Origin of the sequence: Sporosarcina sp. FSL K6-6792 (assembly GCF_038004885.1) — a bacterium.
GTDB classification, from domain to species: Bacteria; Bacillota; Bacilli; order Bacillales_A; family Planococcaceae; genus Sporosarcina; species Sporosarcina psychrophila.
The window spans coordinates 4,029,595-4,048,202 of record NZ_JBBOSA010000001.1 but is presented as its reverse complement, the minus strand read 5'-3'; the positions used below and the strand labels follow the sequence as shown (position 1 = coordinate 4,048,202).

Below are 18,608 nucleotides of genomic sequence, written 5' to 3'. Positions count from 1 at the left end.
AAAATGGAAGCAATCCATTATGAACAAAAGGGGAATCTCGCTTTCGTGGCGCTCAATCGTCCGGGAGCAATGAATGCATTTAACTACGATATGTTGGTTGAACTGGGGCAGATTACAGAGTCAATACGCATCAATCCTGATATCCGGGTTGTCATTTTCACGGGGTCTGGTGATCGTGCCTTCAGCGTTGGGGCTGATCTAAAGGAACGAAAAACACTTACGGACCTGCAAGTGAAGCGGAATCTTTACAAAATTGGCGAGGTGTTCTCAGCGATTGAGAACTTGCCACAACCAACGATTGCGATGATGAACGGTTTTGCATTCGGGGGCGGAATGGAACTTGCGCTGGCTTGCGATTTCCGGATTGCAGCCGACACTGCACTTATGGGGTTGACTGAAACTGGACTTGCTATTATTCCAGGAGCGGGTGGAACGCAGCGTCTTCCAAGGTTAATTGGCGAAGCGAAAGCGCTCGAACTTATTTTGACGGCACGCAGAATGTTGGCGGCTGAAGCGTATAGCTATGGTGTCCTGACGAAAATTGCAACGCCGGAAAATCTTGTTCAAGAGACAGCTGACTTTGCAGATTCAATCCTTGCGAATGGCCCAATTGCCTTACAGCAGGCGAAATTCGCGATTAAACACGGCATGAATGTGGACTTGCAGACCGGACTTGCGATTGAACGGAAAGCGTATGAACTTACGATTCCGACTGAAGACCGTATCGAAGCTTTGAATGCATTTTCAGAGAAGCGCAAGCCTGTTTTTAAGGGGAAATAGGTTAGTCAAAAGGAGAAGGCTTAGGTGCCTCTCCTTTTTTATATCCATGGGGTCGTATATTTTTCTACGCGGCCTTTTTGTTTTGCCACTTCCCATGATTCAATTAGTTCCACGAAATGCTGCGTTACCATTTCCAAGATTTCTGGCTCTTTATTGAGACGGACTCCAACTAGACATTGATTGAGGTATACATAAAATGAGGACAGGCGTTTCCCTTCTTCCAACTGTGTACTAGTTGCGGCCATTAATTCAAAGAGTAAATGCTGAGTCTTTGATATGTATTCATATAGTTCTTCTTTATGCTCAGTTCGAATTGCTGTTTCCGCAATATCTACATAACGCAGGCATTCATTCAACAACAATAGGACGTATTCGATTGTGGAGAGCGTCGCATAATTCGTTTGCTGATAACGCTCAGCCGCCTTTTTCACATCCACTCTCTTCACTCCATCCATCTTTTCCTTATTATCGGTAATAATTGTTCATTTATAAGGAATTTTGCCGATATAGAGAGGGAGTAGTTGGAATTATAAGTAGCTAGGGGTGAGAGAATGCGAATAAATAGTCAGGAACAGATTGCTTTTTCGACAAACCGATCAAATCGTAATGCCACAGAAATTGAAAAAAGTCTTCAAAAGCTTTCCTCGGGGTTAAAAATTGCAAAAGGCAGCGATAATGCTTCGGGGGTCCCAATTTCAGAAACAATGCGTGCACAAATAAGAGGGCTTTCGCAGGCACAGCGCAATATGCAAGATGGCTTGTCTGTCCTTGAGTCTGTCAACGGAGGGCTGAATAATGTCAACGACTTATTGCAGCGTGCACGTGAACTCGCAGTTATGAATGCCAATGGTACATTGACGGATAATGATCGAGTGACCAGCGAAAAAGAACTAGTCCAATTGCTGGGAGCTATCGACGATACAGCTGAGAAAATGGAATTCAATACAAAGAAAATTCTTGGCGAGAATACAACGCTTATCCTTCAAGTGGGTGCCAATCCCTATCAGCAAATCAACATCAATCTGGTTGATATGAGCACGAAAGCATTAGATCTTGATGACGCTACATTGGTGACCCGTGAAGATGCTGAAACACTGATTACAAAAATTGATGGAGCCATGCGAAAAGTGACGGGTCATCTGACAGCTATCGGCTCTGATATGGAAGCGATTGAGCATCACTTGCGTAACGGAATAGTATTCGAAAACAATTTAACAAAGTCACTTTCCCTTTTTGAAGATACAGATATGGCAAAGGAAATGATGAATTTCATTTCTGGCGATATCCGTCAAAAAGGCGACCACCTTTTGGTCAACCACGTCAATCAGAATGTACAGGGCGTGCTAAGCCTGTTTTCAAAATAAAACGGACACCATCATTAGCTGATGGTGTCTGTTTTTTCATCGATAGGTACTTCTTTGTATTCGATGAGTAAAAGCCTGTCGCTCCCCAGAGGAACGACAGGCTTTTGGGTATTAGACAGTTGTTTTAGAAGTAACAGGATTCATCACCGGGCAGCGTGGACTATTTGAAACAAATGTGGCCGCTTTTGTAACAATCAATATAATATTCGTAGCACCTTGACGATCCGCTACATGTGCCGCCCTGACGTATGGTCCATATTCTTCATTCGCAATATAGCGGGGAGGTAATTCATTAAGCGCGATTGCCATTATATCGGTAAAGCATCGCTCACATTGACATGTTAGTTGCATTTTATCTTTATATTGCATCAATACATCGCGAACGATTTCTTCCATGACATTGTAAAGGGCCATTTTCTCACGCTCCAGTTGTTAATAGACATGTTTCGAGGGTACTTTCATATCCACTATTTCCCATTGAGTATATCATTTCTCCGATGGATTATCCTCGGCTAAATGACCTAATGAATTCCTTATTTGTTTACCTCTACTTAAGTCTGGCTATGCCCAAGTACATAGTTGAGGATTGATCATATAATTAAGAGTAGTTAAATAATAAATTTTCCTAGTCACTCCTCCGGCGCCAATCCTTTCATCAAGAACTGAATAGTTAAGTCGACCTCCGCTTCGTCATCCCAATCGGCATTAGGTAATATAGCATATCGAGTCACAAAGTAGCCGATGATTGTCGACCCTGTTAAGCGAAGGACGGTATCGATGGGCAGTTTGATGATTTGCCCTTTATCCTGGTAATGTTCAATAATTTGTCTAAGTCGCGTAAAGACTTTGCTGCCGACATGCTCTATGAATTGTTCTTTTAATTCTGGATGAAAGGGGATTTCCTGAATGAATATTTTGATGATTTTAAGATTACTTTTCAAGAACTTTCTACGATTATCAATCATCGCTCTTACAAAGTCCTCAAATGTTTCATGGTCATGATTCAGTACTTTATTGATGTCCTTTATAATAATCGGCGCCATCAATTTGATCATCATCGGTGTGACAATGGACAGGAGTAACTCTTTTTTTGTTTTATAATGTCTGAAAATCGTTCCCTCAGCTACTCCCGCCTTTTGAGCAATTTCCTTTGTAGACGTGGCAGAATAGCCTTTTTCAGCGAATGATTCAATCGCTGCGGCTACTATTTTCTTTTGTCGCTCTGTTAAATCACCTTTTTGATTGAACATTTCCTCGATCATTTGATCCTCTTTTGTCATGCTGAACTCCCTTTTCGTCAATCATTTCTATTAGATTTTACGGTATTTTCGCAGAGCCAGGATGTTTACTATGATAAACAGTAAAGAGAATCCTGCTAACGCTAAAATATCCATGTAAATAGCGCCCCATCCATATCCTCTGACCATTATATCGCGTAATGCATCCGCCGCGTAATACAAAGGCGTGAATGGGCCAACCCAGCTCAGCCACTTCGAGATGGTATCCAAATTGAATAATCCAGAGAAGAAGATTTGTGGGATAACGATGATTGGGATGAACTGTATCATTTGGAGTTCATTTTTGGCGAATGAAGATAGTAAAATACCGAGCGTGAGCGCTGTTAAAGCGAGCAGCAAAGTAATCAGTAATACATAGCCGAATGCGCCTTCCATCATCATTCCAAGCACATAAATCGCGTAAGCAGCAATAATGGTCGATTGGATCATCGTGAAAATTCCGAAGCCAAATACATACCCCATCACGATTTCCCATTTTCGTAATGGACTTGCAAGTAACCGTTCGAGCGTCCCCGTTGTCCGTTCTCGTAAAAACGATACACCTGCAATCAAAAAGACAAAGAAGAAGACGAAAAATCCGAGAAGAACGGGCCCAAAATAATCAAACGTCCCCATGTCTCTAGAACCGTGTAAGTAGTCGATTTCCAACTGGGGATTATTAGCGTTTTCCTGTCCAGTCGGCATTGCTTGTTGAAGCCATTTCATCGTGGCACCAGCAACACTCGGGTCGCTTCCCTCAAGAACGACGGTGGGCTCGTTGTTTTTAAGTGTTAAGTAGCCGTCTATCGTTTGCTCGGCTAAATCAGCTTTTGCACTTTTTTCATCGCTGTATGTTGTGACATCTGCCCCGTCTACATCCATCTGTTCCATAACTGCATCTGGGACATCAACGAAGCCTATTTTCGGTGTATAGTCTCCTCCGTTAAACACGAGATGCAGCATCGTTAATACAAGGATAGGCGCAACAATGAGCAATCCCATTGTCCGTTTGTCACGTACAATTTGCCGTAAAATTCGTTGTGTCAATGCGAAAACCCTCATTTTTTTGCACCTCCGTAAAAAAGGAAAGCTTCCTCAATCGTTGTTGAATTCGTCATTTCTTTCAATTCATCAGGCGTTCCAACTGCAATTAGACTGCCACCGCGAATCAATCCAAGTCGATCGCATTTGTCAGCCTCATCCATTACGTGCGTCGTCACAATGATTGTCGTTCCATTTTGTTTTAATTTGTAAAAGGCTTCCCAAATACTTTTTCGTAGAACGGGATCAATGCCGACAGTTGGCTCATCGAGGATTAAGATTTTTGGTTCATGAAGTAATGCGATTGCTAATGAAAGCCGACGTTTCATGCCACCAGAGAAGTTGGATACTAGTTTTTTCAGATCGCCTGAAAGCTGAACAAGCTCCATTACTTCTGTTATTCTACGCGTTTGTTTTTCACCTTTCAGCCCATATAAGGACGAGAAAAATTGCAAGTTTTCTTTTGCTGAAAGATCTTCATACAGCGCATCCGATTGCGCCATATAACCGATGCTGGTAATTAATTTTAATGAAGGCATTTTCGTTTGAAATAAATAACTTTCCCCTGAAGTTGGTGTATCCAAGCCTGTTAGTTGTTTAACTAACGTCGTTTTCCCTGCACCAGATGGACCGAGCAGACCAAAAATTTCCCCTTCGAGAATATCTAAGTTAATATCCTCAAGCACATGGTGTTTCTTATAGCTTTTTGATACGTGACGAATCGATACGCACGTCTTTGGTTGTTCCATCCCTAACACCCCTTTCACGATAGTGAGTGAGTACTCACTTTTATTGTATGCGAGGGATTTGCGTTTGTAAAGTGAGTAAGCAGACATTGTTGTGTTGAATGATTGTATGATTTAGGGGGCCGATCATATAACCCAGTAACCGATCATATCCTTCCCCACCCAATCATATAACTCGATAAACGATCATATCCCCTCCTCAACCAATCATATAGCTCGATAAACGATCATATCCCCTCCCCGACCAATCATATAACCCGGTAAACGATCATAAGTCCCTCACATTACACCCAAATCCCTAACTAAATCCCGACATACAAACAGCCATTCCGAGTTTCCGGAATGGCCACCTGTATAAATTGAAGTACTGAATCCGGTGTCTAGATTAAGCGAAGGCGCCTTAACAAGGGTAGCCTCAGCGGTTCAATGGAATTCTTTAGTTCAACTTATCTAGTTATTCTTTTGAATCTGCTTCTATACGAATTTCGTAAAATGCCTTGACCAATCCGCTTTCCTTTTCAGAATCGATTTCTGCGAGTCTTCTCTTTCCAAACCGCCTATCGAATAAGCTAATCGCTCTGACAAACGGATGCTCATGCACAACTGCTTCTTCAAACGGCATATGAACGTAATCAAATAATAGTTCTTTCACATCCCATGCCGGGAAAACTTCGTTTGCAATCATTTCCGTTTCAGTATCCTCATATGCACGATGATAGGCTTGGTAGTCTTCAGATTGTTCCAATTCCCGCCAATGGAGATGCCAAGGAAACGGATTTAATTGTCGCTCGTCCCGTAAATCGTCACTGCGTCGATTCAGTTCCATCGCGTATGGAATATCCGATGCCCAGCCAATCTCTTTTCCATCTAATGTCACACGAAAACTGCTTGTCTGGTCATGACTTTTCCGATGAATGATTGCCTGATAATGTACCCGACCTTTCAGTGACTCACACAACAAACCCTCCGCCATCTGTTTCAGCTTCGACCACCTCATGAAAGTCGGGATTCCCATTCTTCGCGGAGAATACCCATCCGAATCGAATCATAGTAAGTCCCGTTCCAATAACGCACTTTCCGCAACCGCGCTTCCATCGTCATGCCCAGTTTTCCGCCGACCTTAATCATACGTTCATTACCTGACCACGTCGTATAGCCGACACGAACCAACGGCATTTCATTGAATAAATGATCAATCCACATCGTGAATGCTTTCGTTCCGTAGCCGCCGCTCCAATACTGTGGTTCATAAATGACAATCCCCATCTCTAGCCAAAGGGACGGCTTATGTTCCCAGTAATAACTAACCATGCCGATCAATTTGCCATCCACTTCAATGCCCCAATAATCGTCCTGTGCAACGATTTTATCGCGTCTTTCCAGAAACGCTTCGTACGTCATTGGCTGATGTTCATAATAAGGTGCATCCCATTTTTTCCATTCAGGGTTTTCATCTTTGAAACTCAGTTCCCACATGCGTTGTAAATCTTGTTCTTGGATTGGACGTATTGTTACGCCTTCATTTGTATAACTCAATCATATTCCTCCGAATCAATTATAAATATTTCGCGAACCAGCCTGTTATCTCGTCTAACCTTGCAATGCGCAGGTTCGGTGTACCCGTACGCGATAAATTATGATTTGCATCTGGGAAGCGGACAAATTCCGTTTCTTTCCCCAGGCTTTTTAATGTGTTGTATAGCTGCTCTGAAACGATTCGAATTGTGTGAGTGCCTGTGCGCTGGGAAATCTCACGCCAATAACAAATCCTCAGACTGAATCTCCATTTTAGCCACCATACGCATGGCCTCCATTACTTCTTGAACTCGTTCTAACGTAGCCCCATAATATTCGTTTCGTTCATCTCTCGATACTTGGGAAGCAGATACACCTAAGCGATCAGCAAGTTCTTGCTGGCTTAGACCCACGTAAATCCGATAAGCAATTAATGATTTGCCCAAATTGTGAAGATTGATGATGGGTTCAAATTCACCTCTCCGAATTCGTTCATAATAAACGACTTCCTCCTTCAATTGCTCATGGAAGGTAATGGAAGGTTGCAATGCTTTTTCCACTTGTTCTCCCGTTAACCCCATGTCTTCTAACACTTTTTTTTGGTCTCGAATGAATAACTTATCCTCTTGAAGTTTTTCAAGCGATTTTTTATAGGCTGTTTCTGTTTTAATCATAGTTCTTACACCTCCATTATTGAATGATTTTCACAATACCTTTTGGTAGATAAGAGTCCCTTGTTTTTCTAAATGCGGCTGGAAACTGCTGTTGATTTCCATGTTCATCTCGAATGCCGGATGGCTGACCGAAATGAGGATATAACTCTACACGATAGCGATGCCACATTGGCAATTGCTTTTTAGTAAAACCACGATAAGGTTTTCGACTACTACTATCCCAAGTCCAAACTTTATAAGGATCTAAGGCGTTTAATTTACGTTCCAATTCCCCCGATGCCAAGTCCATTAACTCACATTCAAAATAACCATCGATGTCATTGGGATGGGCTTTATCCTCTACAAATGACCCGTCAATATAAATTTGATTAATTCCCACCACCCAAAGCTGTTCAGCCAGGATTTCCAACTGGTTGACCAAAAACAATCGCCATTTCATATCCCACGGATTCTCATTTTGTGATCCCTTGACAAGAATGGATGCCCTCAGTTCGTTTAACGTTAATTCATAGTCTTTTGGAGGTAACAGACCTTCCTCGTTAAATTTCATGATTTGATTTCTCCTTTTAGTATATTCAAAAATAACGCGTTTGATAACTTAACAAATATGTTATTTTAATCTTAACATGGCCATTCATTATTAAAAAGGAATGTGCAATACACTTAACTAGCTAGTAGCCACTTATAGGTGTTCTTCAGAAAAAACCAATGCCCTCCTTTTTTAACGGAGGCATTGGTTTTTCTTCATTCCTGATTCTGTTTATAGATATTTCGCGAACCAGCCTGTTATCTCATCCAACCTTGCAATGCGCAAGTTCGGTGTACCCGTGCGTGATAAGTTATGATTTGCATCTGGGAAGCGGACAAATTCCGTTTCTTTCCCCATGCTTTTTAATGTGATGTATAGCTGCTCTGCTTGTTCAATCGGGCAACGGAAATCTTTTTCCGAGTGTAAAATTAACAGCGGAGTCTCAACGTGTTTCGCATATTTCAGCGGGGAATGTTCCCACAGCTTGTCAACGTCCGTCATGTCAGCGCCGATTTGCCAATCGCTGAAGTAGTAACCGATATCGGATACGCCAAAGAAACTAATCCAGTTCGAAATCGAACGTTGCGTGACAGCTGCTTTGAAACGATCTGAATGGCCAACGATCCAGTTCGTCATGAAACCGCCGTAGCTCCCGCCTGTTACGCCAAGTCGATTCGTATCGATCCAGCTGTTTTCTTTAATAACGTAGTCAAGGCCAGCCATAATATCTTCATAATCTCCGCCGCCGTAATCTCCTCGTACTGCATCTACGAATTCCTGGCTATAGCCATGGCTTCCGCGTGGATTAACGTAGAGGACCCCGTATCCTTGCACCGCCAATAGTTGTAACTCATGGAAAAACGTATTTGCATACATTGCATGTGGACCGCCATGAATTTCAACGATTAGCGGATAGTTAGTCCCTTCAACGTAGCCCGCCGGTTTCATTAGCCAACCATGCACGTCCCAATTTGTAGCCCCTTTATAGACGATCGCTTCCGGTTCAACAAGTTCAACCTCCTGCAAATACGTATCGTTGAATGAAGTGATGGCTTGTCGTTCGCCTGTTGCGATTGTCTGTTTATATAGCTCTCCCGGGTTGACTGCATTGCTGATTGCAACAAGTGCGAACTCGCCGTCGGCTGAAATATCATAGCCATATACATGCTCATTTTCAGGTGTTGCGGGATATAACTCGCCTTCGAGTGACGCAAAGTACAGACGGATATCGCCCATTGTCGACAGTTGGAAATAGAGATAGTTGTCCTTTGTCCAAACTGCTGACGGTGCACCCGCCCCTTGCTGATGATCCGCAACTGCTGCATCCCCAACCGGTGCGTCGATGCTTTCCGTCAAATTCATGCGCATACCGTCTTCCGTGTCATAGACGTACAAACTGCTGTGCGTCGCATTTTCGAATGTCCGGTCTGAACCAACGTATGCGATGTAACGGTCATCAAAGGAAAATTGGGCGCCGCCGAAATAGCCCTCTTCATCGACAAGAACCGTTTCTTCTTTCGTTTCAACGTCTACAATAACTAGTGGTTGACGGAACTCGAAATCAAAATTATCCTTTCGGTTGACGCCGATAATTAATTTCTTGCCATCATGCGATATGGCTTGCAATCCATGCTGGAAATTCCCCTCAGTGAACTGCGTTACCTCTCCCGTTTCGATGTCGACTAGGCCGATTTGTTTGTACGTATCTTGTGGTAACAAGCCCGCCCCGTCCATCTGGTATTTCATTTTCGTGGCGCGGTACGGCTGTGGCTTTTTCTTTTCGTCCTTTTCTTCTTTATCTGTAAACGTCTTGCCTTCTTTCACGACTGCGTCCACCCAAATTTTCTTGCCGCACGGCGACCAAAGGAAACCCGAAACGCCTTTTTCAAATGTGGTTACTTTCTGTGCTTCCCCACCTCTTGCCTGTAGGATGAACAACTGGTTCTTCTCTTCCCGGTCCGATAAAAAGGCGATTTGTTTCCCATCGGCAGACCATTCCGGTGATGAAATCGTACTTTTGCCATGCGTCCACTGCGTCACTTCGTTCGATTCCAGATCTACGTGAAATAAATTCGCTATATATTTATTGTCTTCCTCATCAATATGCGTTTTTACAAACACCGCTTCCTTGCCATTCGGCGCTAATTGCGGATCCGTCACAGACTGTAATTTAAATAGGTCAGCTACTTCCAGTTTACGTTTTTCCATTGCTAATTCCCCCTTATTTCTTCTCTATCTACTTATTTCGACATTCGTAACAGTTTCCCTTTTTTCATGGGGATAAAAAAATGATCTCCTCGTGTGGCGAAGGAGATCTGGTGTGGAGCTATGGGGGCAAGTCATCAAACTCTCACGGCTAACTTCAAAACCGTTAGGGCAACACCAAACTATCACGACACAATCATCTCCCCACATGAAACCCCTCATCCAAAACTATCATTTCGCCTACATACACCGATTGTGGTCGGAAGATGGTGTTATCACTTAACTGTTCAATCGCATGCGCTGTCCAGCCGACGATTCTTGCTGCACTAAATGTCGGTGTGAAGAGTTCCGGCGGCATTTCGATTGAACGCATGATAGCTGCGGCATAATATTCGACGTTCGTATACAATTTCCGGCCCGGCTTATACTCTTCCAGCAAAGATATGATTTCTTTTTCAGCTGCTGTCGCCAAGTCCAACCAGTCATCTTTCCCCGACATACTGATGCATTTATCTCTCAAAAGAACTGACCGAGGATCTTCCGTTTTATAAATTCGGTGGCCGAATCCCATGATGCGTTCCCCGCGTTTCATTTTAGTCTCAATGACTGGACGGATATTTCCCGGCGTTTCCATCTCCTCCAACAAATCAATGACACCCGATGGCGCGCCTCCATGTAACGGACCTTTCATCGTTCCGATTGCCGAAGTGATTGCAGATGTCAAATCCGATTCAGTAGAAATGGTGACTCGTGCCGCAAAAGTCGACGCGTTCAATCCGTGTTCCATCGTTAATTTCAAATACGTTTCGAGCGCCTCGACTTGTACGTCATTTGGAAGAACGCCCGTCAGCATCCACAAATAATTCGCTGTGTGCGATAAAGTCGGATCCGCTTCGACGATTGATCGTCCTTGTTGATTTCGATAATGGCGCGCAATAATCACTGGAAGCGCCGCTGTCAAAACAAGGGCCTGATCCTCGATTATTTCATCCTTAAACGCTAGGTGTCCATAAGCGGAAACCGCCGTTCGCATCGCATCCATCAGTGGCATATCTGTAGGAAGTGCATCAATAATCTTCACAACATGTAGAGGGAGTTCTCTTCCCGCAATCAGTTTTTCATTCAATATACAAAGTTCACTTTCTCCCGGCAACACGCCAGTCCACATAAAATATGCTACTTCTTCAAATGAATGCGTCGCTATGAGGTCGCTTTAGAAACACCCCGATATCGCAATTCCCCTTGTTCTCCATCGACCGACGCGATTTTCGTGTGTACCGCAATAACATCTTTCAACCCTTTTTGAAACATGATTATTCCTCCTTCTTTTCTTTAGTATAAGGCGAAGGTGTAATTATGGAAATTGAATGTTTTTCATCAAATCAATTAGTATTATTAATCAAAAGGAGGTCACTTAATGGATTATCAATGGCTCAAAACATTTATTGTCGCCGCTGAGACCTTAAATTTCCGTAAAGCTTCCGAGAAATTAATGCTATCCCAACCAAGCGTAACCGTGCATATTCGCCTTTTAGAGGAACAACTTGGTACTAAACTTTTTGATAGACTAAACAACCGCGTCACTTTGTCCGATGCCGGTAAGTTTTTTTATCTTGAAGCTGTTCGACTTACTAAGGACGCGGACGCTAGTGTGAGTCGGATGCATGCGTTTTCGCAAGGCTATCGCCGCAATTGGACCATCGCTATTTCACCATTAATGGCCGAAACAATCTTACCCTATTTATTACGGACATTCATAGAGCGTCATCCCGAAGTCGAACTATCTATTCGCATCGAAGAATCGGAAATGATTGAGCAACTGGTCGACAATGGTGATGTGCATCTTGGTATTTCAGCACTCGATGCTACGTTCAAAAACATTGAATCAATCCTGATTTACAAAGATCCTATTTTATTCATCATGCCTACGGATCCATACGATGAGGAAAGCGGCCCACCTATTGACATTTCTGAAGAACTACAGAAAAACTACTTATTTACGCATCATCACCCCGTCTATTGGGACGACTTACTTTTCACTCTCAATAAACGCATTCCTGGCATACGGACGATGAAAGTCACACAGGCGCACATTGCAAAACGGTTCATCCAGGAAGGATTAGGCGTCTCGTTCCTCCCTCATTCCATCGTTCGGCGTGAACTGATTGAAGGTAGACTTATGCAGCCACATTTTGACCTATTCGAATTACCTACCGTTTCGACATATATACTGGTGAAAAAGAAAGGAGAGCTTGAAGAGGAATTTATCAATCAGATTTCTAATTATTATTTTAGATAATGAATAATTAACCCCTCTCCGCGTTGGAAAGGGGTTAATTATATAGCCGGTCATTTGATGTTATATCCACGGGGAAGATTTAATAGAGGTTTTTTAATCTTCCTAAAAACTTTCACGTGTACCAGCAAAAAAAAAGATGAATAACAATTCACCACATTTACTCCAAGCAGTATGCCAATTCATAACTGACTTTATTGTATCGTATATCTAACGAATCGTTATCACCGCCTTGGGTTCATTTATCACCGCCATCGGGCCTGTTATCACCGCCATGGCTTCGATTATCACCGGCATCAACCCCGTTATCACCGCTACCCATTATTTACACACAAAAACAGCGGCAGCTTTTCATATGAAAAGACACCACTGTTTTAATGTTGCTATCAAATTTACTCCACTGTTTCTAATTCCTCTCTGATTCCCAGCGCACATTAATAATTTCCTCTTCCCCCAAAACGTTTCACGACTTGTTCAGCATTGCCATCTAAGAGCTTCCCATTATTTTATGGGTTTTTCGTATTGCCGCCTAATCCAATGTGTCCAATTGGCTCCTTATATAGTTTCCCCTAGCCTCAATATAGGCCAATATGAAATCCGGTTCTTGATCAAATACGGCTATATTGCCTTTTTCATACGGATCCTTTAGAACATAGGGCCTTATTAGATTATGCATTGCTTGTATTTTAGGTTTCATATACTCCACATTAAACTTACTGTTTAAAATCTCTTCTAATAGGTTCTTGTATTGCATCCGAAAAGTTTTCACATCAAGAATCCTTGCGGTTAATGTATTAAATCCTTCGATTCTCAAATAGTCTTCTCGCATGCTTTCACCATTGACATCTCTTCCCCATGTCGCATCGTAATCCCATGGGATAACTTCAAACAAACCCGTCTCCCCATTACGATAAAGTGCATAGTTATGAACGAATCCATCGAAGTTTTGGGTGAAAATAACCCCGGCGAGCCAGCGTAGATACTTATCTACGTTCACATACTTTACGATTTCATGCTCAAATTCTTCTCTTGGAACGGTGTTGATGTTAACGATCATTTCTTGTAACTGATTATCACCTTGCTCTGTGACACATTTTTTTTCATAGCCTAACGTGAGTGATTTCTTTACTTCTTTATCAAGATTACTCATTAATGAAAAGTTTGCATCCCCATCGACCGCATAATAGATCGGTCCTTCTGGTAGCTGCCGATTCGCTAGAAAAAATTCATCCACTGATTCTATTTCTAAATATATACCCTCGTTTTTCCCGTTCAGTTTCACAAAAACGAAACGAGAGTTAGGTGATAAGCAGCCAATCTCATTAAAAAAATCAAAAGACAATTTATTTCTCAACAATGATGGATCTTTAAATTCCGCATTCAAATGAAATTCTTTTGCCTTTCTATATATGCTCGGTTTGTAAAATGAGAGCTGATATGATTTCTTTCGTAACTCCCGAATATGGGAACCACGATAGACAATATCAATCTCATATTTCTTTTTATTAATCGTCAATTTTGCGGAAACTGGATCATCCATCCAAACATCTTTCCGAAGCTCGCTTACAAAGTTAGGGTGAATAAAAAGCTGATACTCAGGTACCTCCATGTCAATATCCACGTGAATTCTATCCCTTCACTTTTATACTATACGTATGTATTCAAATGCTCGATGTTACTCTCACCATATATGTTGAATTAAAAAATCCCATTGAATCTGCTGTGGTTCTCGATAATGAAAGAGTTGTAATTTGGGATGTATATACCGAGATTATACTGTGATTACTAGTTGACACTATATATGTTGAAATAAAAAATTCCATTGAACCGCTACGGCGCTAGGGGATGCCTCCCGCCGTTAAGGCGCCTTCGCTCAGAATATATACCGGATTCAACATACATAACTATATTCAAAAAATCCACAATCCGCTTTCTCACATAGACCATCCAGCGCAGGCGCGACTTCGTGGTAGCCGGAGCGATAAGACTGAAAGCGGTCTTCTTTCTGGCTTATCGCGGGAGGCGTCCACAAAGCGTCGAAGCGATATTCGTAGGAGTTCTAATTTATTCCTCATGCATCGGGACATTCGTTGATCACATTCGATCGATTTATAGCACACCAGGTTGTGGGTCTCATCCCCGATAATGAAATGCGCCATCTCAAATAGACCATCCAGCGCAGGCGCGACTTCGTGGTAGCCGAAGCGATATTCGTAGGATTTCTAATTCATTCCAAGCATTGGGACTTTTTCAGTGGCTTCCCAAAAGCCCTTATAAAGCGCATAAGCCGTATTCATTTGTTCAACATAATAGTAATTATTTTTCAAGTGCAAGCATTTGTCTCTAACCCTCTTGGTACAACCGCGTACTTTAAGGAGAGAGGAAGGATTGCGTGGTACTTTCTCCCAATAAGCGAAAAAGGAGGGCGGACATGTCGCTATTTTTTGATAATGAAATACAAAAAGTAAAGAAAAGAACTGATCGCTTAGGGTTAGACAACTTAATGTCTCAGGATCCTCGTGATAAACAGAACAATGCTAACAAATATAGAAACACTTCTCAAAATCAAACAATTTCTAACAAGGATCAACATGATTCCGGCAAGCGACCAAATAGAAGGAGAAATAACAAGTACTAAATATAGTGCAGGGCATGGTTCCAGTGAAACTATGAGTTTTTCCACTTAGCTGGTTTGACTTATGAAGCTCATCTAAGTTTTAAAGGTTTTATTTCTTATCTTTTAAGAATTGACTCACTTCCCGCCCACTTCTAATTATTTCTCGAAGTGTGTGCGTTTGTCTCGGACACTTAGTGAACGTAAACGTACATTAAGTGGAGAGTAAGGATTTGAAGCAATCCGTAAATGGAATATGAGCAAGTCTTCATTCTTTATCTACAAAAAAAAGGAGGTTTAACGTGTCTCAATTTTTAAGTAACGATGACATTCAAAAAGCGATTAATAAGGTGGTAAGCTTGGGGTTAGACAACTTTATGTTCCAAGAGCCGTCAAGTAACAAACATTGCACAAGCAGTAAACGTTGTTCAAGCAGCAGACATTGCACAAGCAGTAAACGCCGTTCAAGCAGCAGACATTGCACAAGCAGTAAACGCCGTTCAAGCAGCAGACATTGCACAAGCAGTAAACGCCGCACTAGCAGCAGACATTGCACAAGCAGTAAACGCCGCACTAGCAGCAGACATTGCACAAGCAATAAGCGCCGTTCTTGTTGGAAAAAACATAATACTTGCGACAAGAAACGTACAGTCTTTGGTCCAATACTTCCAAGCAACAAGCGACGCTCTTGCGACAAGAAACGTTCTAGCTCGAAGAAACACAATACTTGCGACAAGAAACGTACTTGCGTAAAACGACGCACTTGCTGTAAAAAACGGCAAACTTGCGAAAAGCAACGTCCTTGCTGCAAAAAACAGCAGACTTGCGAAAAGCGACGTCCTTGCTGCAAAAAACAGCAGACTTGCCAAAAGCGACGTCCTTGTTGTAAAAAACAGCAGACTTGCCAAAAGCGGCGTCCTTGCTGTGGTGGCTACTAATTAATCACCTTAGCACTTGCATTCATAGCAATTCTTGCAACTAAATGAAGTGTAACGAAAACCCCTTTCTATTGAGAGGGATTTTCGTTATCGTCTACATTCCAACGTTATTTATTTTTACACTATAAACGTTTGTCCCTGTCATTTGTGGGACAGCCACATAATTTAAGGTGAGGGAAAGATTAGTTACTGTATATGTGAATATCTATATAAACTGAGCGAAGTTACCTTACAAGGGGGAGGGGTAGCCGTAGCGAATTCAATGTAGTTCTTTATTTTTCGTATATATAACAGCGATATGATTCTTATATAAAGAATAGTTATCCGCTTTCTTTCTCTTAATAAAGATGAAAGGAGGTAAGGGTATGTCTTCTTTTCCAATGAATAATAACCAAAATGTCGGTAAACATGGTAACGATTGCAGATGCGGGTGTCGTTCGCACAAACCACAGCACAGTCATTCGCAATGCTGTTCAGAAAACAGACCGCAAAATACGTGTACAATCACATTCAGACATACCGGAGTAAGTCGTGTTTGGAGACCTGATACTGGTTGTGACCAGTGTAGGAATTCTAATCATCAACATTGCCACCGCAAGCACCGTTCTTGCGGGTGTAACTTCGGATTTTAAAAGGATTATGGGCTACCCCGTAAGTCGCAATTGAGCGGCTTGCTGGGACTAGCCCTTTTTTATTTTACAACTTACTCACCACTAAAAGACCTCCCCGTCAACAACCCGGAGAGGCCTATCTAGTTAGATTTTCACTTGGTCTTTCAATGACCGTCTCAATATTTTACCAGTCGTGTTTTTCGGCAGTTCATCTAAAAACTCGATTTGTTTTGGTACCTTATATTTCGCCAAACGAGCCGCACAGTATGCGATCAACGCTTCTTTGTCCTCTTTGACACCCTCTTTTAAGACAACAAATGCATGGACCTCTTCACCGAAATCGGGATCAGGTAAGCCAATGACTGCCGCTTCAATGATGTCACGGTGAGCGAATAATACTTCTTCAACTTCACGTGGATAAACGTTATAGCCTCCGACGATAACAAGATCCTTTTTACGGTCAACGATGTAGAAATAGCCATTTTCGTCGCGTTTCGCCATGTCCCCCGTGTACAACCAGCCATTGCGGATAGCGGACTCCGTTTCTTCAGGCATTTTGTAATAGCCTTTCATGACGTTCGGTCCGCGTACGATTAATTCGCCGACTTCCCCATCTGGTACTTCATTGCCCAATTCATCAACGACTTTGTTTTCGACATTGATGATATTCGTTCCGATTGAACCTGGAATACGCTCGCGGTCAGTCGGATTAAAGCATGTAACAGGTGATGCTTCAGACAAGCCGTATCCTTCAGAAACCCTTACATTGAATTTCTCTTCGAAATTATGCAGCAATGCGACCGGTAATGATGATCCCCCAGAAATTGTAGTTCGAACTGATTTGAAATCGCTCGGATCAGCGTCTGGGTACTGGTATAAGAAATTGTACATTGTTGGTACAGCTGCGAAAATAGTCGCCTGCTGTTCTTTCACGACTTTAAATACCTCTGCCGGACTAAATCGCGGTAGCAATAAAATCGTTGCACCTTTTACTAGTGGCGCATTGACAACGACTGTAAGCGCGAAGACATGGAATACCGGCAGCGTCGCTACAACACGGTCATCTTCCGTGAAATCCAAGTAATCCGCCACATCGCGCGCGTTTGAATACAGGTTACCATGTGTCAGCATCGCGCCTTTTGGTTGCCCCGTCGTACCTGATGTATACAGAATGATAGCGGTTTCATTTTCATCAACAATAACGGGTTCCTGATTTGGTCTTCCTGTAGCAATCAGTTGTGTGAATGAACGGACTTTCGACTTCACTGCAGCCGGAAGTGCAGCGATTTTCTCTGGTGTTTCCGGAACCGTTTCGCAAATTACATAATGCTCAACAGTCGGGAATGCGCCCGCAGCCTGTTCAACAAGTGGCAGCAGAAGGTCAAGCGCGATAACTGCTTTCGCATCACTGTTATGTATGATATACGAAATTTCGTCTGGCGTGTAAATTGGATTGACCGGAATTGCTGTTGCACCAATGCGCATTGTCGCGTAAAGCGATATAAGGAAATGAGGTGTATTGCCAAGCAAAAATGCGACGTGATCCCCTTTGCCAACGCCAAGGTCTTGCAGTGCAGATGCGAACATGGATACCGATTGATCGAATTCTGCATATGATGTATCCTTCCCCATAAAGTGATAAGCCGCTTTTTCAGGCTGTGTCATTGCAGTTTCGTGTACTCGCGTAACTAGATTCATAAGTTCATCCCCTTTTGATTAAATGAATGATCATTCATTCCCACTATAATCATTATATAAGAAAAGTTCTGATAAATCAAGACGAGAAAAGCGGAAGGCGGCCGTTTAAGGGAACGCAGCCTAAGTTCGCCACTTCCTGTGGCAATGGCTGCATGACCTGCATCCTGCAGGCCCGCGACAGGCACAAGACAGTTTGCGAGGAGGCGTACCTCAGCCCCCACAGCAAAATGACTTGTGACCCGAGCATCTGGCCGCTGGAGCTAGACATTCAAAAAGCGGATACGCCAATAAAGAGGGATGTAGTTCACCCCTCTCCGTTG

19 protein-coding genes and 2 pseudogenes are annotated in these 18,608 nt (G+C 42.7%); 6 read left to right on the top strand and 15 right to left on the bottom strand.

Annotation, left to right across the window (positions count from 1 at the left end; all coding sequences use genetic code 11):
• Positions 1-3 precede the first annotated feature (3 nt).
• Entirely contained in the window at positions 4-780 is a 777-nt protein-coding gene (locus tag MKZ26_RS19410; protein WP_340767242.1) for an enoyl-CoA hydratase-related protein, read from the top strand.
• Between the two features lie 38 nt (positions 781-818).
• Here the strand turns inward: MKZ26_RS19410 and MKZ26_RS19405 are convergent, their stop codons facing one another.
• Positions 819-1,217 carry a flagellar export chaperone FliS gene (locus MKZ26_RS19405; protein ID WP_340767241.1) on the bottom strand — a complete coding sequence of 133 codons (399 nt, stop codon included), beginning with the start codon at positions 1,215-1,217 and terminating at the stop codon, positions 819-821.
• A 114-nt stretch (positions 1,218-1,331) separates the two neighbouring features.
• Between MKZ26_RS19405 and MKZ26_RS19400 the strand changes: the two genes are divergently transcribed.
• A complete protein-coding gene (locus MKZ26_RS19400; RefSeq protein ID WP_340767240.1) occupies positions 1,332-2,144 on the top strand; it encodes a flagellin N-terminal helical domain-containing protein in 813 nt (270 codons plus the stop codon).
• Between the two features lie 111 nt (positions 2,145-2,255).
• On the opposite strand, the gene MKZ26_RS19395 is transcribed toward MKZ26_RS19400, so the two are convergent.
• The 11 genes and pseudogenes from MKZ26_RS19395 to MKZ26_RS19350 form a co-directional block, all read right to left on the bottom strand.
• Complete coding sequence (locus tag MKZ26_RS19395) at positions 2,256-2,558, bottom strand: late competence development ComFB family protein (RefSeq protein WP_340767239.1); 303 nt, start codon at positions 2,556-2,558, stop codon at positions 2,256-2,258.
• Positions 2,559-2,773: 215 nt separating this feature from the next.
• Entirely contained in the window at positions 2,774-3,424 is a 651-nt protein-coding gene (locus MKZ26_RS19390) for a TetR/AcrR family transcriptional regulator (RefSeq protein WP_340767238.1), read from the bottom strand.
• A gap of 30 nt (positions 3,425-3,454) precedes the next feature.
• Positions 3,455-4,483: an ABC transporter permease gene (locus MKZ26_RS19385; RefSeq protein WP_340767237.1), complete on the bottom strand. Its 1,029-nt coding sequence runs from the start codon at positions 4,481-4,483 to the stop codon at positions 3,455-3,457.
• A complete protein-coding gene (locus MKZ26_RS19380) occupies positions 4,480-5,211 on the bottom strand; it encodes an ABC transporter ATP-binding protein (protein ID WP_340740563.1) in 732 nt (243 codons plus the stop codon). The genes MKZ26_RS19385 and MKZ26_RS19380 overlap by 4 nt, the downstream gene beginning before the upstream one ends.
• A gap of 451 nt (positions 5,212-5,662) precedes the next feature.
• A complete protein-coding gene (locus MKZ26_RS19375) occupies positions 5,663-6,205 on the bottom strand; it encodes an SF0329 family protein (protein ID WP_340767236.1) in 543 nt (180 codons plus the stop codon).
• Positions 6,202-6,744 (bottom strand): GNAT family N-acetyltransferase, encoded by a 543-nt coding sequence (locus MKZ26_RS19370; protein WP_340767235.1) that lies wholly within the window; start codon positions 6,742-6,744, stop codon positions 6,202-6,204. Before MKZ26_RS19370 ends, MKZ26_RS19375 begins: the two co-directional genes overlap by 4 nt.
• 19 nt (positions 6,745-6,763) lie before the next feature.
• Positions 6,764-6,919 (bottom strand): annotated as a pseudogene (locus MKZ26_RS22415) (alpha/beta hydrolase family protein); the annotation flags it as partial.
• Positions 6,920-6,959: 40 nt separating this feature from the next.
• A complete protein-coding gene (locus MKZ26_RS19365; RefSeq protein WP_340767234.1) occupies positions 6,960-7,397 on the bottom strand; it encodes a helix-turn-helix domain-containing protein in 438 nt (145 codons plus the stop codon).
• 16 nt (positions 7,398-7,413) lie between these two features.
• A complete protein-coding gene (locus tag MKZ26_RS19360; protein ID WP_340767233.1) occupies positions 7,414-7,947 on the bottom strand; it encodes a DUF6932 family protein in 534 nt (177 codons plus the stop codon).
• Positions 7,948-8,157: 210 nt separating this feature from the next.
• Complete coding sequence (locus MKZ26_RS19355) at positions 8,158-10,134, bottom strand: S9 family peptidase (protein ID WP_340767232.1); 1,977 nt, start codon at positions 10,132-10,134, stop codon at positions 8,158-8,160.
• Positions 10,135-10,327: 193 nt separating this feature from the next.
• The gene (locus tag MKZ26_RS19350) at positions 10,328-11,299 is read right to left on the bottom strand and encodes a citrate/2-methylcitrate synthase (protein ID WP_340767231.1); all 972 of its coding nucleotides are present in this window, start codon (positions 11,297-11,299) and stop codon (positions 10,328-10,330) included.
• A 249-nt stretch (positions 11,300-11,548) separates the two neighbouring features.
• Between MKZ26_RS19350 and MKZ26_RS19345 the strand changes: the two genes are divergently transcribed.
• The gene (locus MKZ26_RS19345; protein ID WP_340767230.1) at positions 11,549-12,430 is read left to right on the top strand and encodes a LysR family transcriptional regulator; all 882 of its coding nucleotides are present in this window, start codon (positions 11,549-11,551) and stop codon (positions 12,428-12,430) included.
• A 526-nt stretch (positions 12,431-12,956) separates the two neighbouring features.
• On the opposite strand, the gene MKZ26_RS19340 is transcribed toward MKZ26_RS19345, so the two are convergent.
• Positions 12,957-14,036, bottom strand: coding sequence for a CotH kinase family protein (locus tag MKZ26_RS19340; protein ID WP_340767229.1), 1,080 nt, complete (start codon positions 14,034-14,036; stop codon positions 12,957-12,959).
• 822 nt (positions 14,037-14,858) lie between these two features.
• Here MKZ26_RS19340 and MKZ26_RS19335 point away from each other — a divergent pair.
• Both MKZ26_RS19335 and MKZ26_RS22410 read left to right on the top strand, forming a co-directional pair.
• Positions 14,859-15,065, top strand: a complete 207-nt coding sequence (locus tag MKZ26_RS19335; RefSeq protein WP_340767228.1) for a hypothetical protein — start codon at positions 14,859-14,861, stop codon at positions 15,063-15,065.
• A gap of 278 nt (positions 15,066-15,343) precedes the next feature.
• Positions 15,344-15,424: pseudogene (locus MKZ26_RS22410) on the top strand (hypothetical protein); the annotation flags it as partial.
• A 117-nt stretch (positions 15,425-15,541) separates the two neighbouring features.
• Here the strand turns inward: MKZ26_RS22410 and MKZ26_RS19330 are convergent.
• Positions 15,542-15,910, bottom strand: coding sequence for a hypothetical protein (locus tag MKZ26_RS19330; protein ID WP_340767227.1), 369 nt, complete (start codon positions 15,908-15,910; stop codon positions 15,542-15,544).
• 465 nt (positions 15,911-16,375) lie between these two features.
• On the opposite strand from MKZ26_RS19330, the gene MKZ26_RS19325 reads away from it, so the two are divergent.
• On the top strand, positions 16,376-16,507 hold the full coding sequence (locus tag MKZ26_RS19325) for a hypothetical protein (RefSeq protein ID WP_340767226.1): 132 nt from the start codon (positions 16,376-16,378) through the stop codon (positions 16,505-16,507).
• A gap of 227 nt (positions 16,508-16,734) precedes the next feature.
• Here the strand turns inward: MKZ26_RS19325 and MKZ26_RS19320 are convergent, their stop codons facing one another.
• Positions 16,735-18,288 carry a fatty acid--CoA ligase family protein gene (locus MKZ26_RS19320; RefSeq protein ID WP_340767225.1) on the bottom strand — a complete coding sequence of 518 codons (1,554 nt, stop codon included), beginning with the start codon at positions 18,286-18,288 and terminating at the stop codon, positions 16,735-16,737.
• Positions 18,289-18,608: the final 320 nt, after the last annotated feature.

Bases quoted from the DNA above. Each gene is read 5' to 3' on its own strand.
- MKZ26_RS19320 (WP_340767225.1), bottom strand. From the start codon at position 18,288: ATGAATCTAGTTACGCGAGTACACGAAACTGCAATGACACAGCCTGAA.
- MKZ26_RS19365 (WP_340767234.1), bottom strand. From the start codon at position 7,397: ATGATTAAAACAGAAACAGCCTATAAAAAATCGCTTGAAAAACTTCAA.
- MKZ26_RS19325 (WP_340767226.1), top strand. From the start codon at position 16,376: ATGTCGGTAAACATGGTAACGATTGCAGATGCGGGTGTCGTTCGCACA.
- MKZ26_RS19395 (WP_340767239.1), bottom strand. From the start codon at position 2,558: ATGGCCCTTTACAATGTCATGGAAGAAATCGTTCGCGATGTATTGATG.
- MKZ26_RS19335 (WP_340767228.1), top strand. From the start codon at position 14,859: ATGTCGCTATTTTTTGATAATGAAATACAAAAAGTAAAGAAAAGAACT.
- MKZ26_RS19375 (WP_340767236.1), bottom strand. From the start codon at position 6,205: ATGAGGTGGTCGAAGCTGAAACAGATGGCGGAGGGTTTGTTGTGTGAG.
- MKZ26_RS19380 (WP_340740563.1), bottom strand. From the start codon at position 5,211: ATGGAACAACCAAAGACGTGCGTATCGATTCGTCACGTATCAAAAAGC.
- MKZ26_RS19360 (WP_340767233.1), bottom strand. From the start codon at position 7,947: ATGAAATTTAACGAGGAAGGTCTGTTACCTCCAAAAGACTATGAATTA.
- MKZ26_RS19385 (WP_340767237.1), bottom strand. From the start codon at position 4,483: ATGAGGGTTTTCGCATTGACACAACGAATTTTACGGCAAATTGTACGT.
- MKZ26_RS19345 (WP_340767230.1), top strand. From the start codon at position 11,549: ATGGATTATCAATGGCTCAAAACATTTATTGTCGCCGCTGAGACCTTA.
- MKZ26_RS19410 (WP_340767242.1), top strand. From the start codon at position 4: ATGGAAGCAATCCATTATGAACAAAAGGGGAATCTCGCTTTCGTGGCG.
- MKZ26_RS19355 (WP_340767232.1), bottom strand. From the start codon at position 10,134: ATGGAAAAACGTAAACTGGAAGTAGCTGACCTATTTAAATTACAGTCT.
- MKZ26_RS19400 (WP_340767240.1), top strand. From the start codon at position 1,332: ATGCGAATAAATAGTCAGGAACAGATTGCTTTTTCGACAAACCGATCA.
- MKZ26_RS19340 (WP_340767229.1), bottom strand. From the start codon at position 14,036: ATGGAGGTACCTGAGTATCAGCTTTTTATTCACCCTAACTTTGTAAGC.
- MKZ26_RS19350 (WP_340767231.1), bottom strand. From the start codon at position 11,299: ATGTGGACTGGCGTGTTGCCGGGAGAAAGTGAACTTTGTATATTGAAT.
- MKZ26_RS19390 (WP_340767238.1), bottom strand. From the start codon at position 3,424: ATGACAAAAGAGGATCAAATGATCGAGGAAATGTTCAATCAAAAAGGT.